The sequence below is a fragment of the Mycobacteriales bacterium genome (assembly GCA_035533475.1).
Classification (GTDB): domain Bacteria; phylum Actinomycetota; class Actinomycetes; order DATLTS01; family DATLTS01; genus DATLTS01.
The window spans coordinates 1-24,424 of the sequence record DATLTS010000046.1; the positions used below are offsets into that span (position 1 = coordinate 1).

General features: G+C 72.8%; 25 protein-coding genes. 5 read left to right on the forward strand and 20 right to left on the reverse strand.

What is annotated here, in order from left to right; genetic code table 11:
- Positions 1–487 (forward strand): AMP-dependent synthetase (locus VNG13_11035; protein HVA61052.1); only part of this gene is annotated, 487 nt, incomplete at its 5' end.
- A 50-nt stretch (positions 488–537) separates the two neighbouring features.
- Here VNG13_11035 and VNG13_11040 read toward each other — a convergent pair.
- From VNG13_11040 to ftsY, 4 genes are all read right to left on the reverse strand, one after another.
- Positions 538–2,847, reverse strand: coding sequence for a [protein-PII] uridylyltransferase (locus VNG13_11040; protein HVA61053.1), 2,310 nt, complete (start codon positions 2,845–2,847; stop codon positions 538–540).
- Complete coding sequence (locus tag VNG13_11045) at positions 2,844–3,182, reverse strand: P-II family nitrogen regulator (GenBank protein HVA61054.1); 339 nt, start codon at positions 3,180–3,182, stop codon at positions 2,844–2,846. The genes VNG13_11040 and VNG13_11045 overlap by 4 nt, the downstream gene beginning before the upstream one ends.
- A 24-nt stretch (positions 3,183–3,206) precedes the next feature.
- Positions 3,207–3,545: a P-II family nitrogen regulator gene (locus VNG13_11050; GenBank protein HVA61055.1), complete on the reverse strand. Its 339-nt coding sequence runs from the start codon at positions 3,543–3,545 to the stop codon at positions 3,207–3,209.
- 209 nt (positions 3,546–3,754) lie between these two features.
- A complete protein-coding gene (ftsY, locus tag VNG13_11055) occupies positions 3,755–4,927 on the reverse strand; it encodes a signal recognition particle-docking protein FtsY (GenBank protein HVA61056.1) in 1,173 nt (390 codons plus the stop codon).
- A 189-nt stretch (positions 4,928–5,116) separates the two neighbouring features.
- On the opposite strand from ftsY, the gene VNG13_11060 reads away from it, so the two are divergent.
- Positions 5,117–7,414 (forward strand): EAL domain-containing protein, encoded by a 2,298-nt coding sequence (locus VNG13_11060; GenBank protein ID HVA61057.1) that lies wholly within the window; start codon positions 5,117–5,119, stop codon positions 7,412–7,414.
- On the opposite strand, the gene smc is transcribed toward VNG13_11060, so the two are convergent.
- From smc to VNG13_11125, 13 genes are all read right to left on the reverse strand, one after another.
- On the reverse strand, positions 7,368–10,922 hold the full coding sequence (gene smc / locus VNG13_11065) for a chromosome segregation protein SMC (GenBank protein HVA61058.1): 3,555 nt from the start codon (positions 10,920–10,922) through the stop codon (positions 7,368–7,370). The genes VNG13_11060 and smc overlap by 47 nt on opposite strands.
- A 156-nt stretch (positions 10,923–11,078) precedes the next feature.
- The gene (locus VNG13_11070) at positions 11,079–11,303 is read right to left on the reverse strand and encodes a hypothetical protein (protein ID HVA61059.1); all 225 of its coding nucleotides are present in this window, start codon (positions 11,301–11,303) and stop codon (positions 11,079–11,081) included.
- Positions 11,304–11,504: 201 nt separating this feature from the next.
- Positions 11,505–12,359 carry a bifunctional DNA-formamidopyrimidine glycosylase/DNA-(apurinic or apyrimidinic site) lyase gene (gene mutM, locus VNG13_11075; GenBank protein ID HVA61060.1) on the reverse strand — a complete coding sequence of 285 codons (855 nt, stop codon included), beginning with the start codon at positions 12,357–12,359 and terminating at the stop codon, positions 11,505–11,507.
- A gap of 3 nt (positions 12,360–12,362) precedes the next feature.
- The gene (gene rnc / locus VNG13_11080; protein HVA61061.1) at positions 12,363–13,079 is read right to left on the reverse strand and encodes a ribonuclease III; all 717 of its coding nucleotides are present in this window, start codon (positions 13,077–13,079) and stop codon (positions 12,363–12,365) included.
- Positions 13,076–13,345: an acyl carrier protein gene (locus VNG13_11085; GenBank protein ID HVA61062.1), complete on the reverse strand. Its 270-nt coding sequence runs from the start codon at positions 13,343–13,345 to the stop codon at positions 13,076–13,078. The genes rnc and VNG13_11085 overlap by 4 nt, the downstream gene beginning before the upstream one ends.
- A complete protein-coding gene (locus tag VNG13_11090) occupies positions 13,342–14,331 on the reverse strand; it encodes a hypothetical protein (GenBank protein ID HVA61063.1) in 990 nt (329 codons plus the stop codon). The genes VNG13_11085 and VNG13_11090 overlap by 4 nt, the downstream gene beginning before the upstream one ends.
- A 2-nt stretch (positions 14,332–14,333) precedes the next feature.
- Positions 14,334–14,507 (reverse strand): 50S ribosomal protein L32, encoded by a 174-nt coding sequence (gene rpmF, locus VNG13_11095; protein ID HVA61064.1) that lies wholly within the window; start codon positions 14,505–14,507, stop codon positions 14,334–14,336.
- Positions 14,508–14,509: 2 nt separating this feature from the next.
- Entirely contained in the window at positions 14,510–15,061 is a 552-nt protein-coding gene (locus VNG13_11100) for a YceD family protein (protein HVA61065.1), read from the reverse strand.
- A gap of 50 nt (positions 15,062–15,111) precedes the next feature.
- On the reverse strand, positions 15,112–15,618 hold the full coding sequence (locus tag VNG13_11105; protein HVA61066.1) for a hypothetical protein: 507 nt from the start codon (positions 15,616–15,618) through the stop codon (positions 15,112–15,114).
- Positions 15,615–16,127, reverse strand: coding sequence for a pantetheine-phosphate adenylyltransferase (gene coaD / locus VNG13_11110; GenBank protein HVA61067.1), 513 nt, complete (start codon positions 16,125–16,127; stop codon positions 15,615–15,617). Before coaD ends, VNG13_11105 begins: the two co-directional genes overlap by 4 nt.
- Before the next feature lie 11 nt (positions 16,128–16,138).
- A complete protein-coding gene (gene rsmD, locus VNG13_11115; GenBank protein ID HVA61068.1) occupies positions 16,139–16,714 on the reverse strand; it encodes a 16S rRNA (guanine(966)-N(2))-methyltransferase RsmD in 576 nt (191 codons plus the stop codon).
- On the reverse strand, positions 16,711–18,855 hold the full coding sequence (recG, locus tag VNG13_11120; GenBank protein HVA61069.1) for an ATP-dependent DNA helicase RecG: 2,145 nt from the start codon (positions 18,853–18,855) through the stop codon (positions 16,711–16,713). Before recG ends, rsmD begins: the two co-directional genes overlap by 4 nt.
- The gene (locus VNG13_11125; protein ID HVA61070.1) at positions 18,852–20,405 is read right to left on the reverse strand and encodes a DAK2 domain-containing protein; all 1,554 of its coding nucleotides are present in this window, start codon (positions 20,403–20,405) and stop codon (positions 18,852–18,854) included. Before VNG13_11125 ends, recG begins: the two co-directional genes overlap by 4 nt.
- A gap of 133 nt (positions 20,406–20,538) precedes the next feature.
- Between VNG13_11125 and rpmB the strand changes: the two genes are divergently transcribed.
- Complete coding sequence (rpmB, locus tag VNG13_11130) at positions 20,539–20,727, forward strand: 50S ribosomal protein L28 (GenBank protein ID HVA61071.1); 189 nt, start codon at positions 20,539–20,541, stop codon at positions 20,725–20,727.
- Here the strand turns inward: rpmB and thiD are convergent.
- Positions 20,714–21,511 (reverse strand): bifunctional hydroxymethylpyrimidine kinase/phosphomethylpyrimidine kinase, encoded by a 798-nt coding sequence (thiD, locus tag VNG13_11135; protein HVA61072.1) that lies wholly within the window; start codon positions 21,509–21,511, stop codon positions 20,714–20,716. The two genes, rpmB and thiD, sit on opposite strands and share 14 nt — an antisense overlap.
- Positions 21,508–22,497: a thiamine-phosphate kinase gene (locus VNG13_11140; protein HVA61073.1), complete on the reverse strand. Its 990-nt coding sequence runs from the start codon at positions 22,495–22,497 to the stop codon at positions 21,508–21,510. Before VNG13_11140 ends, thiD begins: the two co-directional genes overlap by 4 nt.
- An 86-nt stretch (positions 22,498–22,583) precedes the next feature.
- Here VNG13_11140 and VNG13_11145 point away from each other — a divergent pair, with 86 nt between their 5' ends.
- Positions 22,584–22,820: an Lrp/AsnC ligand binding domain-containing protein gene (locus tag VNG13_11145; protein HVA61074.1), complete on the forward strand. Its 237-nt coding sequence runs from the start codon at positions 22,584–22,586 to the stop codon at positions 22,818–22,820.
- Positions 22,821–22,897: 77 nt separating this feature from the next.
- Positions 22,898–23,275, forward strand: coding sequence for a DUF3515 domain-containing protein (locus VNG13_11150; GenBank protein HVA61075.1), 378 nt, complete (start codon positions 22,898–22,900; stop codon positions 23,273–23,275).
- A gap of 13 nt (positions 23,276–23,288) precedes the next feature.
- Here VNG13_11150 and VNG13_11155 read toward each other — a convergent pair whose 3' ends face one another.
- On the reverse strand, positions 23,289–24,410 hold the full coding sequence (locus VNG13_11155; protein ID HVA61076.1) for a D-alanine--D-alanine ligase family protein: 1,122 nt from the start codon (positions 24,408–24,410) through the stop codon (positions 23,289–23,291).
- Between the last annotated feature and the right edge of the window lie 14 nt (positions 24,411–24,424).

A 24,424-nucleotide genomic window follows, 5' to 3' on the forward strand; every position in this document is an offset into this window, starting at 1 on the left:
GGATTCGGGTGAGGTGCTGGCCCGGGGCAACGTCGTCCTCGAGGGCTACTGGCGGCAGCCGGAGGCCACCGCGGAGGCCCTCGAAGGAGGCTGGTTCCACACCGGCGACGGGGGACTGCTCGACGACGAGAACTACCTGACCATTTCCGACCGCAAGAAGGACGTCATCATCACCGGCGGCGAGAACGTGTCGTCGATCGAAGTCGAGGACTGTCTCTACCAGCTCGACGGCATCGCCGAGTGCGCAGTCATCGGCATCCCGGATGCGAAATGGGGAGAGACGATCAAGGCGGTCGTGGTGACCTCCGCCGGGTCCCGGCTTGACGCCGCAGCCGTCATCGCGCACTGCAAGCAGCGGTTGGCCGGCTACAAGGCTCCCACCTCGGTTGACTTCGTGGACGCCATCCCACGAACCGCGACCGGCAAGGTGCAGAAATACAAGCTCCGGGAACCGTACTGGCGGGATCGGAACCGCCAGGTGAACTGAGCGCTACCACAGCTCGGACCCGATCCCGGGCGCTGCGGGACCGGGGAAATTCAAGGCACCGAGACCGAGGTGAGCACGGACCCGACCACCTCGGAGCGGCGTACCGGATCCACCAGCGGGCGCTCGTCGCGTCCCACGACGTAGAACGCATCGACCGCGTCGGTGCCCAACGTGCTGACCCGCGCCGCCCGCACGTCCAGGCCGCAGTCGCTGAGTGCCCGGGTGATCCGGTAGAGCAGGCCCGGTGAGTCGTGGGCACGAACCTCGACGACGGTGGCCTGACTCGACGCGTCGTCGACGAACACCACCCGCGGGGGGACCGTCGATCCGGGGCGTCGGTAGGCGCGGTCGCGGTCCGCGAGCCGGTCACCGAGGGCGAGCGCGTCGTCGAAGGCGTACCGGATGTCGGCGCGGACGAGATCCCAATCCGGGGGCGATCCGAACCGGGGGGTGACGTCGAAAACGGTGACCGCGGTGCGCCCCACCGTGGCGGCGGTCGCCGCCCGCACGTCGAGGCGGTGCAAGGCGAGAACGCCGGCCGAGCGCCAAAGCAGGCCGGGGCGGTCCGGGGCCACGACGGTGACCTCGTGACCGGCTGGCCGATCCTCGACATGAACGGCGAACTCGCCGCGCTGGGCCAGCTCGCGCTGGCTGGGGTTGAGCCGATCAGGGGCGTCGCGGGCCCACACCGCGGCTCCACCCGCGACCGCGAGGGCGGAGTCGACCCGCCGGACCAGTTCACCAACCAGGCCGGCCTTCCAGTCGCCCCAGGCGGCCGGCCCGGTGGCCTTGCCGTCCGCCTCGGTGAGTGCGTGCAGGACCGCCAGGGTGTCCCGGTCGCGCACCGCGTCGACGACGAAGGCGACCGTCGCCGGATCGTCAAGGTCGCGTCGGGTTGCCGTGTCGGCCAGGAGCAGATGGTGGCGCACCAGCGTGCCGACCGTATCGACGTCCGCCGAAGGCAAGCCGACCCGCCGAGCGACACCGGCGGCCACGGGCACGCCGGTCACCGCGTGATCGCCCGGGAATCCCTTCCCGATGTCGTGGAGCAGCGCCCCCAGCAGAAGCAGGTCGGGGCGAGCGACCTGCCGGGTGAGGGCGGCCGCCTCCGCCGCGGCCTCGGTCAGATGGCGATCCACGGTGAACCGGTGATAGGCGTTGCGCTGCGGCCGGCACCGCACGCGGTCCCACTCGGGCAGGATCCTGGTAAGCAGGCCCGCCTGATCGAGCGCCTCGAGGACGAGGACGGCCGGCGGACCGGTGCCGAGCAACCCGAGCAGGGCGTCCCGAGCAGCCGCCGGCCACGGGTCCGGCAGCGGGGCCGATTCAGCGACCAGCCGCTCGAGTGTGTGCCGGGCCAGGGCGAGGCCGGACTGCGCCGACGCGGCGGCCGCCCGCAGCAGCAGCGCCGGGTCCTCGGCGGGAACGGCGTCCCGCGCCAGGACGACTTCGCCGGCCTGTGCGACGACGCCGTCGGCGAGCGGCGTTCGGGTGGCGGGCACGCGACCCCGACGCCACGGCAGCCGGGAAGTCGGGGGCGCAAGCGCGGCGAGCACCCGGCGAGAGGTGCTGTCCAGGCCGAAGGCGATCGTCCGGGCGGCGCCGTACACAGCCGTCATGAGGGCGTCGGCGTCGGAATAGCGGAGCCCGGCGGCCACCCCGTCTTGCTCCTGAAGGACCAGCCGGTCCGACCCACGTCCGGTCCGCCGGTGCAGCTCGACGCGTACGTCGAGCAGGAGTTCGTATCCGGCGCGAATCGCCGGGTCCGGCGCGTCGACCATCCAGGCGGCGGCCGCCGCGTGGATGGCGTGGACGTCGCGCAAACCGCCGCGGGCTTCTTTCAGGTCGGGCTCCAGCAGGAAGGCGAGCTCGCCGAAACGGGCCGCCCGCTCGCGGGCGCTGTCGAGCAGATCGGGCAATCGCCGCCCGGCGTCGCCCCGCCAGGCTGCCCGAACGGCATGTCCCAGCGAGCTCGTCAGCGTCGAGTCTCCGGCGATGTGCCGCACGTCCAGCAACCCGAGTGCGGCCTTGAGGTCGGTGCGGGCGACGCCAACGGCCTCGGCGACGGTCCGCACCGCGTGGTCGAGGCCGACTCCGGAGTCCCAGATCGGATACCAGATCCGGTCGGCGATAGCGCCGACATCGCGCCGCCCCGCGTGCAGGAGGACGAGATCGAGGTCACTGCCGGGCGCGAGCTCTCGCCGCCCGTAGCCCCCGACCGCGACGAGCGCCACGTCCGGCTCGTCGCCGAGCAGGCCGATCAGCCAACGGTCGGCGAGTTGGGTGAGCTGCTCGCGCAGCTCCGCCGGCGGCAGCGCGGGCCGGGCAAGCAATTCGGCCCGGGCTGCGCGCAGATTCACAGCGCGTCGGCACCCCGTTCCCCGGTGCGCACGCGGACCAGGTCGTCTACCGGGACGGTCCACACCTTGCCGTCCCCGATCTTTCCGGTGTGCGTCGCGGCCACGATCGCCTCAACGACCCGCTCGGCGTCTGCGTCGTCGACGACGATGTCGACGCGCACCTTCGGTACGAAATCGACGGTGTACTCCGCCCCCCGGTAGACCTCGGTGTGCCCACCTTGGCGCCCGAAGCCCTGCACCTCGCTCACGGTGATCCCCTGCACCCCGAGCGCCTGTACCGCCGCCTTGAGGTCGTCCAGCTTGAACGGCTTGACGATCGCCGTGACCAGTCGCATGTGCCGATCCTCCCGTGTCCGAGCTCAGAGCGCGTCAGGGCCCCGCTCACCAGTGCGCACCCGGACGAGTTCTTCGACCGGGACCGTCCACACCTTGCCATCACCGACCTTTCCGGTCTGGGCCGCGGCCACGATCACGTCGACGACACGCACCGCCTCGGCCGCTTCAACGAGGATCTCCACCCGCACCTTCGGCACGAAATCGATCGTGTACTCAGCTCCCCGGTACACCTCGCTGTGCCCGCGTTGACGGCTGTAACCCTGAACCTCACTCACCGTGAGACCCGTCACCCCGCAGGCAACGAGGGCGGCCCTGACGTCTTCGAGCCGATGGGGCTTGACGATGGCCGTGACGAGCTTCACGCGCCGTCCGCCCCGAGGGAGCCGGCCCGGACGGCCCGGACGGCCCGGACGGCCCGGCTCGCGGGCATGGCCGACCGCCCGCCTGCGAGCCACAGGGCACTGTCAAGATCCATCCGGCGGCCTCCGGTCAGTCGCGGGGGACGCGCCTGAGCCTCGCCGAGCATCGTTTCCCGCCGGCTTCGGCGGCGTTTCACTCCGGTGACCGGGCGTTACCGGCGTGTGAACTCCTCGGCGGGGGTGTCCGGGGTGTCGCCGAGCAGCGCGTCGACGAACGCCTCGGGTTCGAACGGCGCCAGATCATCGGGTCCTTCGCCGAGCCCCACCAGCTTCACCGGGACGCCGAGTTCGCGCTGCACGGCGATGACGATGCCGCCCTTGGCCGTGCCGTCGAGTTTGGTCAGCGCAATGCCTGTGACGTGAACGGCCTCGAGAAAAACCCGGGCCTGCACGACACCGTTCTGCCCGGTGGTGGCGTCGAGAACCAGCAGCACCTCCCCCACCGCCGCCTGCTTCTCGACTACCCGCTTGAGTTTGCTGAGCTCGTCCATGAGACCGGTTTTCGTGTGCAACCGGCCGGCTGTGTCGATGACGACCGTGTCCGAACGACGGTCGATACCGAGCTTCACGGCCTCGAAGGCGACGCTCGCCGGATCCGATCCCTCGGCGCCACGGACAACCTCGGCGCCCACCCGGCCGGCCCAGGTCGCCAGCTGTTCGGCGGCGGCGGCCCGGAAGGTGTCTGCGGCGCCGAGGACGACGCTACGACCGTCCGCCACGAGCACCCGGGCGAGCTTCCCGCAGGTGGTCGTCTTGCCGGTGCCGTTGACGCCGACGACCAGCAGCACGGCGGGGATGCCGTCCGCCGCCGTGGTCGACAGCGATCGGTCGGCCTCGCCCACGGCGAGGATCAGCTGCTCCCGGAGCAGCGCCCGGAGCTCGACCGGGCCGCGGGCGCCGCGAACCCGGACCTGGGTCCGCAGCGCATCGACGAGTTCCCGGGTGGCGGCGACCCCGACGTCGGCGGCGAGCAGCGTGTCCTCGACGTGCTCCCAGGCGTCGTCGTCGAGGACATCGCGGGCCAGGAGGGAGAGCAAACCGCGACCCAAGGTCGACTCCGAGCGGGCCAGCCGGCCACGGAGGCGGACCAGGCGGCCGTCGCTGGGGAGCGGCGCCTCGAGCCCCGGAGCGGGGAGCGGCGCCTCCATCTCCGGGGCGGCGAGCGGCGCCTCGAGTCCCGGAGCGGGTGGCGGCGACTCGACCGCCCGGCCCGGAGGCCCCACGAGCGGCTCCGGGCCCCGTCCACGGCGGCTTCGCAGCGCGGTGATCGAGGCGGCAGCCGCCGCCAGGACGACGACTGCGATCGCGAGATACAGGTAGAGCACGGACGGCATCCTCGCAAACCGCCCCGGGGCCCGACGATGCGGTCCTACCGATCAGTAACGGATCGGGTCCGAGTCATTACGAGGTGTAGTCATTTTGGAGGATCTTCGTAACGAACCGGTGATATCGGAATCGCCGCCTCCGATAGTAGGTGGCGCCGCCCGGACCCGGCGGCAGACAACTGGAGTCCGGTGACAGCGATCGCTTCCCCGCACCCGCTCTCGGCGCGCACGGCGGCCCGACTTTCCGGCGCCCTGTTCGTGCTGTGTGGCTCGCTCGTGGCCATTGTCGCGGCGGTGCTGCCGAACGCGCCGGGGACCAACCGGCCCGTCCTCACCGCGATCGGGCTGGTGGCTGCGGGCTGTGGGGTCCTCGTCTGGGTTCTGCCATGGGACCGCTGGCCGCGGATCGCCACGCTGACCCTGGTGCTCCCGGCGTGGCTGCTGATCGCGCTGCACAACACGTTCACGCGGGCCGACGGCTTCAAGTACTCGATCTTCTTCGCGGTCACCTTCGCCTGGATGGGGCTGACCCACCGACGGGGAACGAGCTCGGCGGTCTGGCCGCTGGCGCTGGTGGCCTACCTCGCCCCGCTGACCGTCGTTCCCCATGTCCCGGCGGCGGCCTGGTCGGCCGTCTACATAGTCCCGGTCTGCGTGCTGATCGGGGAGACCGTCGCCTGGGTGACCGGGCGGCTCGGCGACACCGAACAGGAGCTGCGCTCCGGCCAGGAGCTGTGGCGCGGTCTGTTCGTCGAGTCGCCGCTGCCGATGTGGATCTTCGAGCGACCGGGGCTCGCTTTCCTCGACGTCAACGCCGCCGCCATCCAGCAGTACGGCTGGACCCGGGAGGAGTTCCTCTCTATGACCCTGCTGGACATCCGGCCGGTCGAGGCACATGCCGCCCTGCGCGAGGCGACCGCCGACCCCGCCGCCCACCAGTCCGCCATCTGGGAGCACCGCACGAAGGGTGGCACGCGGATCGATGTCGAGGTGCGGAGCTGCCCGGCAACCGGATTCCGGGCCGAGGCCTACGTCGTGGTCGCTCGCGACGTAAGCGACGAGCGGCGCGCGGCGGATGCCCTGGCCCGCCAGCTCGTCCACGACCCGCTCACCGGCCTGCCCAACCGCGCCCTGCTCCTCGACCGGCTCCAACAGTCGGTGGAGCGCCGGCCCCGGGTCGCCGCCCTGCTCATCGACATCGATCGATTTCGGCTGGTCAACGATCAGCTCGGCCCGGATGCCGCTGACCGGGTCCTGCGCGCGCTGGCCGAGCGGCTCGCCGATCTGGTCGGCCCGGCCCGCACGCTCGGCCGGATGGACGGGGACGCCTTCCTCGTCATCTGCGAGGACGGGGGGAGCGCCGAGCAGGTCGCCGAGGACATCCTGCGCGAGGTGTCCCGCCCGATGATCATCGATGGGCGGCAGCTCACGATCACCGTGAGTGTCGGCCTGGCCCGGCACGCCGGCCCGATGGACGCGGCCGATCTGCTGCGCGAGGTGGAGAACGCGCTGGGGGTGGCAAAGCAAGCCGGGCGCAACCGGGTCGTCGGGCTGGACTCGCAGGCCCGGGACCGGGCCTGGCAGCGCCGGGAGCTCGAGCGCCGGCTCCCCGACGCCGTGTCCACGGGCCAGCTCGTCCTGTATTTCCAGCCGATCGTGAGCCTCGCCGACCAAAGGGTGACCGGCGCGGAGGCCCTGATCCGGTGGCGCACCCCGGAGCACGGCCTAATCCTCCCCGACCACTTCCTGCCGATCGCCGAGGAGCTCGGACTACTCCCGCAGATCGACAGCTGGGTCTTGCTCGAGGCCTGCCGGGCCTACGCCCGCTGGTGCGGGCAGGGCAATCTGGCCGCGCCGGACCACGTGTACGTCAACGTCACCCCGGCCCAGCTGGCCCAGGCCCCCTTCCCGGAGTTCGTCCAGAGCGTGCTCGCCGCGACCGCAGTCCCGCCGGACGCGCTCTGCCTCGAGCTCACCGAGCACACCCTGATCGCCGAGGATCCCGGGACCCACGCGACCCTGGAGCGGCTGCGTCGAATCGGGGTAGGGCTGGCGGTGGACGACTTCGGGGCCGGGTTCGCGTCGTTCGGCTACCTGCGCCATCTCCCGGTGACGACGCTGAAGATCGACCGCTCGTTCGTCGCCGACCTGCCACACAATCCGCATGACGTGACCATCGTCAGCAACATCGTCCGGCTGGCCGACGAACTGGGACTCACCGCCGTCGCCGAAGGCATCGAGACCCCCGCCCAGGCTCAGGCCCTGCGGGACCTGGGCTGCGCGAACGGCCAGGGCTACCGCTGGGCACGCCCGACGGCCGAGCCCGAATTCGTCGACTGGCTGGCCGAGTGGCAAGGCGACCATCCGCACGCGGTCCGTTCCGAGCATCTCTCGTCGGTGGCGACCGTGAGCCGGCTGCACCCGAGGCCCCCCGAAGTGCTCAGGCCGGCTCGACCTCACGGATCCGCTGGGAGATCACCTGCGTGATCCCGTCCCCGCGCATGCTCACCCCGTAGAGGGAGTCGGCGGCCTCCATGGTTCGTTTCTGGTGGGTCACCACCAGCAGCTGTGAGGTGTCCTTCAGCTCGGCGAGCAAGTCGACCAGGCGCGCCAGGTTCCGGTCGTCGAGCGCCGCCTCGACCTCGTCGAGCACGTAGAACGGCGAGGGCCGGGCCCGGAAGATCGCGACCAACAGCGCGATGGCGGTGAGCGAGCGCTCCCCCCCGGACAGCAGAGACAGTCGCTTCACCTTCTTGCCCGGCGGGCGGGCCTCCACGTCCACCCCGCTGGTCAGCAGGTCGGCGGGGTCGGTGAGCACGAGCCGACCCTCTCCGCCGGGGAAGAGGGTCGCGAACACCTGCCCGAATTCGCGGGCCGTGTCGTGATAGGCGGCAGCGAAGACCGCCTCGACCCGGTCGTCTACCTCCTTGACCACGGTCAGCAGGTCCCGGCGGGTGGCCCGCAGGTCCTCGAGCTGCTCGGCGAGGAATTTCTGCCGCTCCTCCAGCGCGGCGTACTCCTCGAGCGCGAGCGGGTTGACCCGGCCGAGCACGGCGAGGGCACGTTCGGCCGCCCGGGCCCGCTTCTCCTGCTCCTCCCGGACGTAGGCGACCGATCCGGCGGCTTCGCGAGCGGGTTCGGCGTCCGCCTCGGTGAGCACGGGGACGGGGGCCTGGGGACCGTACTCGCCGACCAGGGTGGCCTCGTCGACCCCGTACTCCTCGACCGCCTTCGTGGCGAGGGCCTCGACCCGGGCCCGCTGCTCGGCCCGGAGCAGCTCGTCGCGGTGCACGGCGTCGGTCAGCGTGGCCAGTTCGGTGGCCAGCTCGCGAACCCGGCCGCGAACTCCGAGCAGCTCACCTTCGCGAACCGTGCGGCCCTCTTCGGCCGCCGCCCGCTCCCGGGCGGCGGCGGCGAGCGAGGTTTCGACGCTGCGGGCGGCGATCGCACCGGCCCGGGCCACCGCCGCGGCGACAGCGGACTCGCGGGCACGGCGGGCTCGAGCCGCGACCGCTGCCGCCCGGGCGGCCCGCTCGGCGGCGGCCGCCGCGGCCAGCGCCTGGGCCCGCTCGGTGACCGCGCGGAGCCGCTCCTCGCCGGTCCGGACCGCGAGCCGCGCATCGACCTCGGCGACCCGGGATTCGGCGCACGCGAGGGCCAGCCGGTCCCGTTCCGCGCTGCCGGGCTCCTCGGCTGCCGGGGCGGCCTGCGCATTCGCCAGCCGTTCCTCGAGCTCGAGGAGCTCACCCGCCCAGCGTTCCCGGTCCGCCGTGGCCTGGTCGCGGGCTCGGGCCAGCCGTTCCGTCTCGGCCTGGGCGGCCCGGGCGGCCGCGCCGAGCTGCCCCAGCCGCTCGGCAACCGCGGCCTGCCGAGCGTCGGATTCGTGAAGTTCGCCGAGCGTCGCATCGAGCTCGACCTGCCACCGGTCGCGCTCCGCGATGGCCGCACCGAGAGCGAAGCGCAGCCGCTCGCAACGATGCCCCGTCTCGACGAGACGGGCGTCGGCATCGTCGAGGGCGACCTGAACCTCGAGCCGGCTCGGCACCCGAGCCGATCCCCCCGCGGCCCACCCGGCTCCGAGCTGGTCCCCCGCGGCGGTGACCGCGCACAGCGACGGGTCGGCCCGAACCACCCGCCGGGCGGCCGCGAGGTCGTCGACGACTACTACGTGGCCGAGCAGCCGACCCAACGCCGCAGAGAACTCGGGGGGCGCACTCACGCACTCGAGCGCCCAACGCCCCTCCGGTGCCTGGCCCCGGCGGTCCGGCACCGCTGCGGCTCCGCCCACGAGCAGCCCGACCCGGCCGGCGTCATCGGCCTTGACCAGCTCGAGTGCCGTCACCGCGCCGTCGACCGACCCGACGGCGATCGCGTCGGCGGCGACCCCCAGGGCCGCGGCGAGCGCGGTCTCGAAACCCGGCGCGACGGCGAGGATGCTGGCGACCGCGCCGACCAGGTCGGGAAGGCGCTCGCGGGCATCGAGCAGGGCCGCTCCCGCGTCGCCACGCTCGAGGGACAGCGCGAGGGCCTCGCGGCGGCCCAGCAGCAGGCTGCGGTCGCGCTCGGCCTCCCGCTCCTCCGCCTCGAGCCGGCGAACCTGCTCGGCCGCGGCCTCGACGGCGGCCGCGGCCGTCTCGTAACGCTCGTCGAGCCCGGCCTCGCCGGCGTCGAGGCCGGCGATGTCGGCTTCGATCGCCTGAAACTCGCCCTGCGCCACACCGGCCCGGGTGCTGGCCTCGTCGACCGCCGCCCGCAGCCGTCCGATCTCGGCGTCCGCCGCTGCGGCCCGCGATCGCAGTGCGGCCACCTGCCCGGTGAGCCGAGCCAGCCCTTCCCGCCGGTCGGCCACGGCCCGCACCGCGGCGACCAGTCGGCTCTCCTCCGCGGCCAACTCGGCCTCGAGCCCGGCCCGCGCGTCGGCCGCGGCCCGAAGGCTCAGCTGATCCCGGGCCAGCTCCTCCGCCAGCTTCGCCTGCTCGCCGCGGACCGCCGCCGCCTCGGCGTCCAGCGCGTCCGGGTCGGGACCGGTCCGGTCCGCGTCGTCGGCGGCGGCCAGGTGCCGACCCCGCTCGGCCGCCAACGCCGCGACGCCGCGAAGGCGCTCGGCGAGGGAGCTGAGTCGATACCAGGTCTCCTGGGCTCGGGACAGCAGCGGGACGGCCTCGAGCAGTTCGGCCTCGAGGCGGGCTTCCCGGGCGGTCGCCTCGGTGAGCATGCCCTCGACCTCGACCCGTCGCGACCGGATCGCCGTCTCGTCGGCCACCTCGCTGTCCAGTGCCGCGGTGAGCGTGACGAGGTCCTCGGCGAGCAGCCGGAGCCGGGCGTCGCGGAGGTCTGCCTGGATCACCGCCGCCCGGCGGGCGACTTCGGCCTGCCGCCCGAGCGGTTTGAGCTGACGGCGCAGCTCGGCGGTGAGGTCGGTGATCCGGGTCAGGTTGGCCTGCATGGCCTCCAGCTTGCGGAGCGCCTTCTCCTTGCGCTTGCGGTGCTTGAGGACTCCGGCGGCTTCCTCGATGAACGCCCGCCGGTCCTCCGGTCGGGCGGAGAGCACCGCGTCGAGCTGTCCCTGGCCGACGATGACGTGCATCTCTCGGCCGATGCCGGAATCGGAGAGCAGCTCCTGAACGTCGAGCAGCCGGCACGGCGAACCGTTGATCGAGTATTCGCTGTCCCCGGACCGGTACATCAACCGGCTGATCGTCACCTCGGCGTAGTCGATCGGAAGCGCCCCGTCGGCGTTGTCGATGGTCAGCACGACCTCGGCCCGGCCGAGCGGCGGCCGGCCGGCCGTTCCGGCGAAGATGACGTCCTCCATCTTGCCGCCGCGCAGCGACTTGGCACCCTGCTCGCCGAGCACCCAGGCGATCGCGTCGACCACGTTCGACTTTCCCGACCCGTTGGGCCCGACGACACAGGTGATTCCCGGCTCGAAACGCAACGTCGTCGACGACGCGAAGGACTTGAACCCGCGCAACGTGAGGCTCTTCAGGTGCACGCGGCTCGCTCCGGGGCCATCTGGCCGGATCGTGACGGAGGGGAAGTCCGTTCGACCCTACTCGTCGGTCCCCGGCGCCGGCGCGTAACGCACCGGCACAACCGTCCGGAAATGGGCTGGGAAGAGGGCAGCGGCGCCCTCGGCGGAACCGAGCGGTCAGGCCAGCGCGGGCTCGCCGGCCACTTCGGCCGCCGAGTCGGGCACGGAGATCGCCAGCATGTCGTCGGAGACGCGGACCGACTCGACGAGCCGGTCGTTGATCTGGCGCAGCTGGCTCAGCTCCGCCTCGAGATCGTGCACCTGCCGCCGCAGCCGATGAACCTCGGCCGTGAGACGGGGGTCGGGGCCGAGCCCGACGTGGCCGAACAGGGCCTTCGCCATCTTCGGAGTCCTCCGCAGTGAGGCACGTGATGCGCGAGCTGGTGGGCGATGGAGGCTCGCAGGGGGTCATTTGAGGGTGACACGCTCCGCCGCGCCGGTCAAGCCCCAGGTTACGGGTTCATCACGACTTGAGTCCCGATGGCTCAATCTTACGCCGGGTCGAGGAGGCCACCGGAGTGCACGGCGCGCCCTTCGGGTGGGTCATCGAGGGGCCCGGCGGGGAGGTGGTTGGCAACCGGGGCAGAAATACGAGGAGCGGTTCATGAACGGGTCACGCCGGACCGGGCGGCCGCAGCGCGGACATGGCTGGCCCGCGCGACCGTAGACCGCGAGTTCCCGCTCGAAGTGGCCGCGCTCCCCCTCGACGTTGACATAGAGCGCGTCGAAGCTCGTCCCCCCGGCCGCGAGCGCCTCGGTGAACACCTCGCGGACCCCGGCGAGGACCCGCACCACCTCCCCCCGCCGCAGCGTCGAGGTCGGCCGGGCGTAGTGCAGCCGGGCCCGCCACAGCGCCTCGTCGGCATAGATGTTGCCGATCCCGGAGACGAGGGTTTGATCGAGCAATGCCCGCTTGAGCCCGGTGTTGCGACGCCGGATCGCGGCGACGCATCCGGGCTCGTCGAACTCGGGGTCGAGGGGGTCACGGGCGACATGGGCGATGCTCGGCGGAACGGGATACCCATCTTTTACGACAGCCAGCCCACCGAACGTCCGCTGGTCCCGGAACCGCAACTGCGGGCCGAGGTCGGCGAAGCTCAGACGAGCCCGCAGGTGCCCCGGGTCGACGAACCCGGGGGGAGCGACGACGAACTGCCCGCTCATGCCCAGGTGGGCGGCCAGTGCCTCACCCGAGTCCAGCGGGAGCCACAGGTACTTGCCCCGGCGGCGAGCCGACTCGATCCGCCGACCGATCAGCCGGGCCGCGAAATCCTCCCCGCCGGCGAGGTGGCGGCGCAGCGTGCGCGGTCCGGAGACCTCGACCGCGGCGATGGTGCGCCCGACGACATGGCGGTCGAGCCCGGACCGGACGACCTCGACCTCGGGAAGCTCCGGCACCGGTTAGTCCCCCGCGGCCCGCAGCCGCTCGGCCAGGGTCAGCCACGCGGCCTCGGCGGCGCGCTGTTCGGCTTCCTTCTTGCTCCGGCCATGTCCGGACCCGAGGACGTCGCCGTCGATCCCGACGGTGGCCTCGAAGTTCTTCTGATGGTCGGGGCCGCTCTCGTCGACCTTGTAGTCGGGGGCCCCGTACTCCCCGGTCGAAGCCAGCTCCTGAAGCGAGGTCTTCCAGTCGAGGCCGGCCCCACGCTCCACGGCGTCGATGATGAGCGGATCGAACAGCCGGTGGACGAGTCCGGTGGCGGCGGCGATCCCCTGGTCGACGTAGACCGCCCCGATCAGCGCCTCGAGGGTGTCGGCGAGGATCGAGGACTTGTCCCGCCCCCCGCTGGTTTCCTCGCCGCGGCCGAGCCGAACCGAATCGCCGAGGTCGAGGCTGCGGGCGACGTCGGCCAGGGCACGGGAATTGACCACGGCGGCTCGCAGCTTGGCGAGCTGCCCTTCGGCGAGGTCGGGGTGACGGTGGTAGAGGCTGTCGGTGACGACCAGGCCGAGCACGGCATCGCCGAGGAACTCCAGCCGCTCATTGGTGGGCAGGCCGCCATGCTCGTAGGCGAAAGACCGGTGGGTCAACGCCTGGCAGAGCAGATCCGGGTCGAGGGTCAACCCGAGGGTGGCAGCCAGCGCGGTCGGATCGGCTGGCTCCGGGGTTCGGCTCACAGCCGGGCGACCGCGTAGTCCACGGCGTCCCCCACGGTGCGCAGATCCTCGAGATCGCCGTCGTCGATGTGGAACCCGGAAGCCGCCCGCGGGGCGAGCCGCTCCTCGACGATCTCGGCCATCTCGACGAGCGCCAGCGAGTCCGCGCGCAGGTCCTCGCGGAACGTGCTGTCCCGCCGAACCGTCGCTGGATCTATCTCGAGGACGGTGGCGATCGCGTCGCGGATCACCCCGAACACATCCGGTGGCCCGTCCGGCGTACTCACCGGGCCGCACCCACCGTGCGGCGGGACAGCAGGTCGGCGAGCACCGCCCCGGTCCGCACGACGAGCCCCTCGGTGGCCGCCCGGGCCGCGATCCGGATGCCGGAGGCGATCGCCCGCGGGTTCGCGGCGCCGTGACCGATCACCGCGACCCCGTTGACGCCGAGCAGGATCGCCCCGCCGAGCCGGTCCGGCTCGAGCCGCTCGTCGATCCGCGCCGGGCCGTCGATCGCCCCCAGGACCAGCCGGTACATCCCTTCCAGACCCTTGAGCAGGACGTTGCCGGTGAATCCGTCGGTGACGACGACGTCGGCCCGCTCCCCGAGGGGCACGTCATGACCTTCGACGTTGCCGACGAACCGGATCGGCAGTTCGGCGAGCACCTGGTGGGCGTCCTTGCGGAGCTGGTCACCCTTGCCCGGCTCCTCGCCCATGGACAGCAGCCCGACCCGCGGGTTCTCGATCCCCAGACCGATCTGGGCGTAGGCCACACCGGCCATCGCGAACTGGGCGAGCCGGTCCGGATCGGCGTGCACCCCGGCACCGGCGTCGAGCAGGACGACCGGGCCGTGCGCGGCCGGCACTACGACGGCCAGGGCCGGCCGGGACATCCCCGGCAGCCGACCGAGTACGAGCAGGGCCGCGGCCACCGCGGCTCCGGTGGATCCCATCGACACGGTGGCGTCGGCGGCGCCGTCGCGAACCAGCCGGGCCGCGACGCGCACGGTGGCGTCGCGTTTGGCCCGGACCGCGCGGGCCGGATCCTCGGCCATTCCGATCGATTCGGTGGCCGCGACGACGTCGAGCCGGTCCGCGAGCGGCCGGCCGGCGAGCAGTTTCGCCGCCAGGTCCGGCGGCCCGACCAGGGTGACCGCCAGGTCCGGCAGCTCGGCGCAGGCGAGCAGGGCGCCGTCGACGACGGCGGCCGGGGCACCCTCACCGCCGAGCAGATCCAGGGCGACGGTGAGCAGCCGGTCCGATCCGCTCACGGTCAGACGGTGAGGACGCGTCGGCCGTTGTAGAAACCGCAGACGGCGCAGGCGGCGTGCGGCAGCTTGGCCTGCTTGCATCTCGGGCAGTCGACCGTCGTGGGTGCGGTCGTCTTCCACTGGGAGCGGCGCGCGCGGGTGTTGCTGCGCGACATTCGGCGTTTCGGGACGGCCACGGTCAACTCTCCTCGTTCTCGTCGGTCACCAAGCGGAGGGCGGCCCAGCGGGGGTCGGCCTCGACGTGCATGTGGCCCGGTTCGACGTTGTCTAGCCGGGCGCCGCACCCTGGGCACAGGCCCGGGCACTCCGCCCGGCACAGCGGTGTGAGCGGAAGTGCGAGCACGACCGCGTCCCGGACCGCCGGCTCGAGGTCGATGAGGTCGCCCGCCAACCGGCCGGTCTCCTCGCCGGCGTCGTCGTACGCGAACAACTCCTGGAGCTCGGCCTCCACCTCGGCGGCGACCGGCTCCAGGCAACGTCCGCACTCGCCGGAAAGCGGAGCACGGGCGGTTCCCGACACGAGCACCCCCTCGACGACCGCCTCGAGCCTCAGATCGAGTTCGAGATCGGTGCCTTCGGGGACGCCGATGAGCTCGAGGCCGAACCCGCCCGGCGCCGGGACCGTCCGGCGGACCCGGCGCATCGACCCGGGGCGCCGCCCGAGTTCCCGGGTGTCGAGAACGAGCGGGGCGCGGGGATCGAGCCGGGGCGCAGTGTGATCGCGAGGCATGGTGAGGTTCGGTCTCAGGCAGACCGTAGGGGCATCCTACCGAACGGCGGTCAGTGCGGGAGCTCCGGCTCGTCCGGGTTCTCCTGGAGCCGGCTCAGCTCGTGCTGGCCGGCCAGCTTGGAGCGGCCGCGCTCGACGGCGGCGAGGGTCTTGTTGAGCACGATCTCGAAGTTCGCGAGCTTCTTGTCGACGTAGTCCTCGACCTCGGCCCGCATCTGGACCGCGGCGTCTTCCGCGTCGCCGACCAGCCGCTCGGCCTCGAGTGCGGCCTCCGCCACCACCTCGGTCTTCGCGATCAGGCGGGCCCGCTCATCCCGGGCCGCCGCGATGATCCGGTCGGCATCCTGCCTGCCCTCCTCGACCAGCTGGTCCCGGTCGCGGAGCAGGCGCCGGGCTTGGCTCATCTCCGCCGGCAGCATGGCTCGCAGCTCTTCGAGCTGGTTGAGCAGCTCGACGCGGTTGACCATGCACGAGGCGGACATCGGCATCGCCCGCGCCCCTTCGATCAGGCCGACGATCTCGTCCAGCTTGGCCGGTACATCCACGGGACCGGTCACTTCCGGGGGGTGGGCGGCCGGTCGGCGGCGTAGCGCGAGGCAACTCGGTCGGTGAGCCGGGTGAGCACGCTGAGCGGCACCAGTCCGGACACGTCCCCACCATAGGTCGCGACCTCCCGGACGAGGCTCGACGAGAGGAAACTGTAGAGCGGGTTGGTCGGCATGAACAGCGTCTCCACCCCGGCGAGGCTGTGGTTCATCTGGCCCATCTGAAGCTCGTAGTCGAAGTCGCTGACGGCCCGCAGGCCCTTGACGGCGACCTGGATCGACCGATCCCGGCAGAAGTCGACGAGCAGTCCGTAGAAGCTGGCGACGGTGACGTTGGGGTACTCGGCGACCACCTCACGCAGCATCTCCATCCGCTCGTCCACGTCGAACAGGCTGCTCTTCGACTTGTTGACGAGAACGGCCACGACGACCTCGTCGAACAGCCGGCTGGCCCGGCCGATGATGTCGAGATGACCATTGGTGACCGGGTCGAACGACCCGGGGCAGACCGCCCGTCGCACGCGCGTCCTCCTCAGCACGCCTCCGGCGGGGCGGCGGCGCGACCGTACCAAAGCCGAGCTTCACCGTAACGGCGGTCCCGGTCGGGGACCACCCCGGTGGGCCACCGCCAAGCGCCGTCCCGGACGGCCCGCTCCACGACGACGACCGCCCCGGCCGCCAACCAGCCACCGACCCGGAGTCGGCTCACCGTCGCCGCCAGCTCCTCGTCCCCTACCGCGTAGGGCGGGTCGGCGAAGGCGACGTCGAAGCGCTCGGGCGCGCCGGCGAGGTAGCGCCGCACGGCGAGCGGACGCACGACGGCACCGGGCAACCCGAGCCCGCGGGCATTGTCCGTCGCGGTCGCCACCGCCGTCCGGTCGGACTCGACGAGCACCACCCGCGCGGCGCCGCGGGACAGCGCTTCGAGCCCCACGGCGCCGGACCCGGCGTAGAGGTCGAGGAAACGGGCACCGGCGAGCGGGCCTCGAAGCGCCTCCAGAGTGGAGAACAGCCCCTCCCGGGCCCGGGCCGAGGTGGGTCGAGTCCGCTCCCCCGACGGCACGGCCAGCCGCCGGCCCCCGGCCGCCCCGGCGATGAGCCGGGTCACGCCTTCTCCAGAAACTCGGCGCGATCCTCGTCGAGGCTGGCCTCGACCGCCCGGGCCAGCTCCGGGTGACCGGCCAGCCCGGGGTCGGCCGCCACCAACGCGAGGGCCTCGGCCCGGGCCGCCTCGATCACGTCGCGGTGGCGCAACACCTCGAGCAGCCGCAGCCTCTTCTTCCGGCCGGACTGGGCCTCGCCGAGCACGTCGCCCTCCCGCCGCTGCTGGAGGTCGAGCTCGGCCAGCACGAATCCGTCGAGGGTCTCGGCGACCGCGTCGATCCGATCCCGGGCCGGCGTTCCGGCGGCGGCGGAGGTGACGAGCAGGCACAGCCCGGCAGCGCTGCCCCGGCCGACCCGCCCGCGCAGCTGGTGCAGCTGAGAGACCCCGAAACGGTCCGCGTCGAGCACGACCATGACCGTGGCGTTTGCGACGTCGACCCCGACCTCGATCACGGTGGTCGCGACCAGGACGTCGATCCGTCCCGCCGCGAACGAGGTCATGACGTCGTCCTTCGCCTCGGCCGGGAGGCGACCGTGCAGGGCCTCGACGCGCAGCCCGGCCAACTCTCGCTCACGCAACCCGGCCAGGACGTCGAGCACCGCGGCGCTCCCCTCGGCCTGCTCCTCCTCGCCGGCCGCCGTCGCGGCGTCGATCCGCGGGCAGACGACGTAGACCTGATGGCCGGCGGCCACCTCTTCGGTGACCCGCTGCCAGCTTCGCTCCAGCCAGGCGGGCTTCTCGCGGGCCGGTACGACCGACGTGGCGATCGGCGACCGGCCGGCCGGCAGTTCGGTGAGCACGCTGGTGTCGAGATCGCCGAACACGGTCATCGCCACCGTTCGCGGGATCGGCGTGGCCGTCATGACCAGCAGGTGCGGCGGGCGCGCCGCCTTGGCCCGCAACGCGTCGCGCTGTTCGACCCCGAACCGGTGCTGCTCGTCGACCACGACCAGGCCGAGATCGGCGAACTCCACGCTCTCCTCGAGCAATGCGTGGGTGCCGATGACCAGTCCGGCGCTCCCGTTCGCCGCCGCCGCGAGGGCATCCCGGCGGGCGGCGGCGCCGAGCGAGCCGGTGAGCAGCGCGATGCCGGTGGCCCGGTCGTCGCCGCCGAGCTGACCAGCCAGGGCGAGCGGCCCGAGCAGTTCAGCGATCGAGCGCGCGTGTTGATGTGCCAGCACCTCGGTCGGGGCGAGGAGCGCCGCCTGCCCGCCTGCATCGACGACGGTCAGCATCGCCCGAAGCGCCACCACCGTCTTGCCGCTGCCGACTTCGCCCTGAAGCAGTCGGTGCATCGGGTGCTCGCCGGCCAGTTCGGCCAGAATCGTCTCGGAGACCGCATGCTGACCGGCCGTGAGGGCGAACGGCAGCTGGGCGTCGAATCCGGCGAGCAAGCCGTCGGGACGGGGCCGGCGTGGCGTCGCCGGCTGGGCTCGGGCCGCTGCCCGGCGGCCGGCGAGCGCGACCTGGAGAAAGAAGGCCTCGTCCCAGATCAGGCGTTGCCTGGCTCGTTCGATCTCGGCCCGCGACTCCGGGCGGTGCACCAGCTGCAGGGCTTCGGCCAGTCCGATCAGCCCGTGCCGGTCACGCACGTCGGCCGGCACTGGATCCGCCAGGTCCTGGAGGCCGTCCAGCACGATCCGGACCGCTCGACTGATCGCCCAGGTGTTCGCCGCCGCCCCGGCCGGGTAGATCGGGATCAGCGGGCGGGCGAACTCGGCGATGTCCTCCTCGTCCTTGCCGTCGATCAGCAGGTAAGCCGGGTGGGAGAGCTGGCGAACCCTGTTGAAGACCTCGACCTTCCCGGCGAACAGGCCGCGGCGGCCGGGCGCCAACCGATCGAGCAGCCACCTCTTGGCGTTGAAGAAGGTCAGGACCAGCTTGCCGGTGCCGTCGGTGAGCTCGACCTTCAGCAGGCTTCCGGGGCGGCTCGAGTAGGGGATCAGTGCGCTCTTGTCGATGTCGGCGACCACGGTCGCGTATTCGCCGACCTGGAGCGAGCCGAGGTCGGTGAGCTGCCCGCGCTCCGCGTAGCGGCGCGGGTAGTGGTGCAGCAGATCGTTGACGGTCCGGATGTCGAGCCCGGCCAGCGCGTTGGCCGTCTTGTCGCCAACGACTCGCTTGAGCGGCTCGTCGAGTCTCACTCGACGCCGAGCAACAGCGGTCGGTCCGGCTGGCCGCCGGCGTAGATCACGGTTTCGACGCCCGGCCGGACCGCCTCGAGGTAGGCGGCGATCTCGCCGCCTACCTCCGGATCCGCCGCACCGCCGGTGATCAGCGTCACCAGCTCTCCGCCGCCGATGAGCATCCGGTCGAGCACCCCGGTGGCCACGTCTCGAACCGAGCTGCCGACGACGACGATCTCGCCCTCGACCAGCCCGAGCACGTCGCCCCTGGAGCACGGTCCGGCCGGGGTCGAGGACTCCCGGACCGCGCTGGTGACCTCCGCCCAGCGGGTTGCACCGGCGGCGGCCGTCATCGCGATGACGTCGTCGGCGAAGCGTCGGCGCGGGTCGTGGACCGCCAGCGCGGCGAGCCCCTGCACCGGGGACTGGGTCGGGATCACCTCGACCGCGCGCCCCTCTTCGCGCGCCCGGGCCGCAGCGGTGTCGGCGAACGGCCGGACCGCGGGGTCGTTGGGGAGCAAGGCGACCTGGTCGGCTCCGGTAGCCCGGACGACCGCGAGCAGGTCGGCCGCCGACGGCGGGCGTACGCCGTCGATCACGGCGGCGCCCTCGGCGCGGAAGAGCCCGGCCAGCCCTTCGCCCGGCGCCACGGCGACAACCGCCGCGCCGACCGCGGGCTGCGCCGGCGCGTCAGCGAACCGGGTCACGACGATCCGGTGCGGCCGGCCGGCCTCGATCCCGGCCTCGACCGCCGCACCGACGTCGTTGACGTGCACATGGACCGTCCACAGGCCGTCCCCGCCGACCACGACTAGGGAGTCGCCGAGACGGCCGAGCCGCTCGCGCAGGCCGGCCACCGACGTCTCCGGCGCGTCGAGCAGGTACTGGACCTCGTACCCGAACGCGAGACTGCCCGACTCCCGGGCCCGGACGGACGGCGCGGGGCCGGCGTTGACCGGGGTGCCACCCGGTTGGCCGCCGCAGACCGCGGCCAGCGCGTCCAGCAGCACGACGAGGCCCCGGCCGCCGGCGTCGACGACACCGGCCAGGGCGGCGAGCTTCTGCGGGCTGCGGACCAGCTCCTCCGCGGCCCCCCGCGCGGCGGCGTCCGCCACTCCGGCGAGGTCGTCACCGGCGACCGCGGCGGCTGCCTCGGCGGCGGCCCGGGCCACCGACAGGACGGTACCTTCGACCGGAGTGGCGACGGCGGCGTAGGCGAGATCCGCGGCGCGACCCAGCGCCACCTCCAGCTCGCGGCCACCGGCCGGACCGGCGCCGAACACCTCAGCGAGACCGCGGAGCAGCTCGCTGAGGATGACTCCGGAATTGCCGCGCGCACCGAGCAGAGCGCCGCGGGCCATCGCGGCGACCGTCCCCGGCAGATCCGAGCCGACGGGTGGTAGTGCCTCGACCACCGCGGCCATCGTGAGCGCGAGATTCGTTCCGGTGTCGCCGTCGGGGACCGGGTATACGTTCAGCCCGTCGATCTCCGCACGAGCCCGCTGGAGGGCTTCGAGTCCGGCGATGCACCACCGTCGGATGTCGTCGGCGTCGAGGCGGTCGAGCACAGCGGCCAGCGTAGCCGCGGGTAGCGACGGTTCGGTTGGTCCCGGCGACCCCGGTCGGCTAGTCTGGATCCGCTTGATCGCACCGCCGGTCGACGAATCCCGCGCCGGCTGACCACGTTCAGGAGAGATCCCGTTGGCTGCCGTCTGCGACGTCTGTGGCAAGGGGCCCGGTTTCGGCATGTCCGTGTCCCACTCCCACCGTCGCACCAGGCGCCGCTGGAACCCGAACATCCAAACCGTGCACGCGGTCGTCGGCGGCACGCGGCGCCGGCTCAACACCTGCACGTCCTGCCTCAAGGCCGGCAAGGTCAGCCGGGGGTAGTCCGCCACCGCCAGCCGTGGTCGACCGGGCCGATGCCCTGTCCCAGCGGGAACCCGGCGGCGATCGCGCCCGTCACGTAATCCTTCGCGGCTCGCGCCGCGGCCGGGACGTCCAGCCCGCGGGCGAGACCCGCCGCCAGTGCAGAGGCCAACGTGCAGCCGGTGCCGTGCGTGTGCCGGCGATCGAGCCGACCGGCCCGCAACTCGAGGTGCGAACTGCCATCGGTGAGCAGGTCCACCGCGTCGCCCGACAAGTGGCCGCCGGTGACAAGGACCCAGCGCGGGCCCAGGGCGAGCACCGCGTCGGCCGCGCGGGACAGATCGGATTCCGCGTCGACGCGCAGGCCGGTGAGCATCTCGACCTCGTACAGGTTCGGCGTCACCACCGTCGCCAGCGGGAGAAGCTCGGTCCGGACGGTGGCCACGGCTTCCGGGGCGAGTAGCGGGTCGCCGTGCTTGGAGACGCCGACCGGGTCCACGACGAGCGGTGCCGTGATCCCGGACAAGCCCTCGGCCACCGCCGACACCAGTTCCGGGGAGGCGAGCATCCCCGTTTTGACCGCGTCGACCCCGATGTCCCCGAGGACGCTCGCCAGCTGGGCGCGGACCGCCTCGACCGGTAGCTCCCATACCCCCTGGACACCGACCGAGTTCTGCGCGGTCACCGCGGTGATCACCGACATCGCGTGCACCCCGAAGGCGAGCATCGTCTTGAGGTCCGCCTGGATCCCAGCGCCACCCCCGGAATCCGAGCCGGCGATCGCGAGCACCCGCGGCGGGGTCACCCGGGGTCCGCGAAGTGCTCGTGCCCGGGCGCCCCGGGTGGCTCGCGATCGATCCAGGCGAGTCCGCTGCCGGCGAGGACCCTGCCGACCTGCGTCACCGGCCACGGTCGGGCCAGCCCGGCGATCCGCACCGCAACGCGCCGCGCATCCTGATCCGACAGCGTCGCAGCGAACGCGTGGTCGTCCCCACCGCCGGCCAGCCAGCTGAGCGGATCGATGCCCAGCCGTGCGGCGGCGGTGGCGAGCTCGGGGCCCATCGGCAGATCCGCGGCGGACAGTTCGATCCGGACGGCGGACCGCGTGGCCACGTGCCCGAGGTCGCGGGCCAGCCCGTCGCTCACATCGATCATCGAACTGGCGCCGGCCTCGGCCAGCTGGAGCGCCGCCGGGTAGGCCACAACCGGCTGCCGGTGCGCCTGGGCGAGCCGGGCCAGGTCCGGCTCGTGGCCGAGCCCGGCCCGCAGCACGGCGAGTCCGGCCGCCGCCCAGCCCAGTCGGCCGACGACGAGGACCACGTCCCCGGGCCGGGCTCCGGCGCGGGTCACCGGAGCCCGCCCGGCCAGGTCGCCGAGCGCGGTGACCGAGACGACCAGCCGGTCGCAGCGAACCACGTCGCCGCCGGCCACCGCCGCGCCACCGGCCATCGCCTCGTCCCGCAGCCCGTCGGCCAGCGCCTCGGCCCAGGCGACGGGGAGGGCGGCCGGCGCGGCCAGGCCGACGAGTAGCGCGGTCGGAGCGGCTCCCATCGCGGCGACGTCGGCGAGGTTCTGTGCCGCCGCCTTGCGGCCGACGTCGTAACCGCTGGACAGGTCACGATCGAAGTGCACGTCCTCGACCAGCAGGTCGGTGGTCGCGACCACCCGGCCGTCCGGCGCCCGAACGACCGCCGCGTCGTCACCTGGCCCGAGCACGATCCCCGGCCCGGACGGCAACCGGGCGATGATCCGCTCGATCAGGGCGAACTCGCCGATGTCGGCGAGCGTCAAGGGCTCCGATACCGAGATGACAGCCTCCCCGATAGATCGGATAGCGTGCCACTTCCAGTGCCGAGCGCCCGGGAGGTGGCACAGCCGTGACGGTTCAGGCCTACATCCTCATCCAGACCGAGGTCGGCAAGGCAGCGAAGGTCGCGCGCGACATCGCGGCCATCAAGGGCGTCACGATGGCCGAAGACGTCACCGGCCCCTACGACGTCATCGTCCGGGCCGAGGCCCGCAACGTCGACGAGCTCGGCAAGATGGTCGTCGCGCGGGTCCAGGGCGTGGACGGCATCACCCGGACGCTCACCTGCCCGATCGTTCACCTCTGAACCGGGGCCGCCTCGCGGGCCCCCTGTTGGCTGCCGCCTTCGCCGGCGGCTGCGGTGGGGGGGGCGGACCCACCCCGGTGGTCCCGCCGGTCCCGCCCAACCCAGCCGTCCGGGCGGCGTGCCTCCGGCTCGGCGCGACCCTGCCTGCCCGGCTCGACGGCGAGTCGCGCCGACGCACCGTCCCTGCCTCGCCGCTCACCACGGCCTGGGGGGATCCCGCCGTCGTCCTCCGCTGCGGGGTGGCGCGACCGGCCGGGTACAACGCCGCAGCCGAGACCGCCGTCGTCGACGGCGTGGCGTGGTTCCAGCAGGTGGGATCCGCGTCGGTGACCTGGACCCTCGTCGGGCGCGGCGCATACCTGGACCTACGGGTTCCGACGCGCTATCCGGCGCAGGCCGGGTTCCTGGTCGGCCTGGCCGGCCCGATCACCGCCGCCCTCCCGGCGACCGGCTGAGCCGGCGGTCGACTCAACGCAGCCCCGGCCGGCGACCCAGCGCGGTCCGGATCAGCCGGTCCACGAGCGCGGGGTAGTCCAGGCCGGTGGCTGCCCACATCCGGGGAAACATCGACGCGGGGGTGAAACCGGGCATCGTGTTGAGCTCGTTGACGGTGAGCGCCCCCGCGTCGTCGAGGAAGAAGTCCACCCGGGCCAGGCCCTCGCAACCGAGCGCGGTGAACGCCGCGGCGGACAACCCCCGCACCTCGGCGAGTACCTCCGCCGGTAGCCGGGCCGGAACGTCGAAGGTCGTGTCGCCCAGATACTTCGCGTCGAAGTCGTAGAACTCCCGCCCGGCCCCGACATGGATCTCGGCCGGAAGGCTGGTGTCCGGCAGCGCGCCGTCCAATCCCTCGAGCACGCCGCACTCGATTTCCCGGCCGACCATCCGGACCTCGACGAGCGCCTTCGTGTCGTGCCGGAAGGCGAGTTCGAGGGCCGCGGCCAGCTCGTCGCGAGTTGCGGCGGAGCTGATCCCGAGGCTCGAACCGCCCCGTGCCGGCTTGACGAACACCGAGCCCCCGAGGTCGTCGAGCCGGTCGAGCGCGCCGTGCGGATCCGCAATCCACTCGCGCTCGCGGACGAGCGCGAACCGACCGACCGGAAGCCCGCGCGCGTCGAGCACCAGCTTCATGTACTCCTTGTCCATGCTCGCCGCGCTCGCGAGGACCCCGGAGCCGACGTAGGGAACCCCGGCCAGCTCGAGCAAGCCCTGCACCGTTCCGTCCTCGCCGTAGGGACCGTGCAGAAGCGGGAACACCACGTCGACCGCTTCGAGGGGGGAGGCCTTCGTTGAAGGGTCGAGAAGGAGCAGCGCAGTGGCGGTCGGGTCACCCGGCAACGCGAGTGCCGGCCCGTCCGGATCCACCTGTGGAAGTTCGCCGGATGCACCGACGAGCCGCTTCGGGTCGTCGGCGGCGAGCAGCCAGCGACCCTCCGGGCTGATGCCGATCGGGACGACGTCGTATCGGTCTCGGTCCAGTGCGGCGAGCACGCTCCCGGCGGACATGCAGGAGACCGCATGCTCGCTACTGCGACCGCCGAACAGGACCGCGATCCTGATCCGTCGACTCGGTCGACTCGGCCCCGGCACCGGCCGACCCTATC

What these genes read in the sequence shown, in the direction of transcription:
- VNG13_11045 (HVA61054.1), bottom strand. Translation starts at nt 3,182, where the DNA reads ATGCGACTGGTCACGGCGATCGTCAAGCCGTTCAAGCTGGACGACCTC.
- VNG13_11070 (HVA61059.1), bottom strand. Translation starts at nt 11,303, where the DNA reads ATGGCGAAGGCCCTGTTCGGCCACGTCGGGCTCGGCCCCGACCCCCGT.
- VNG13_11100 (HVA61065.1), bottom strand. Translation starts at nt 15,061, where the DNA reads ATGCCTCGCGATCACACTGCGCCCCGGCTCGATCCCCGCGCCCCGCTC.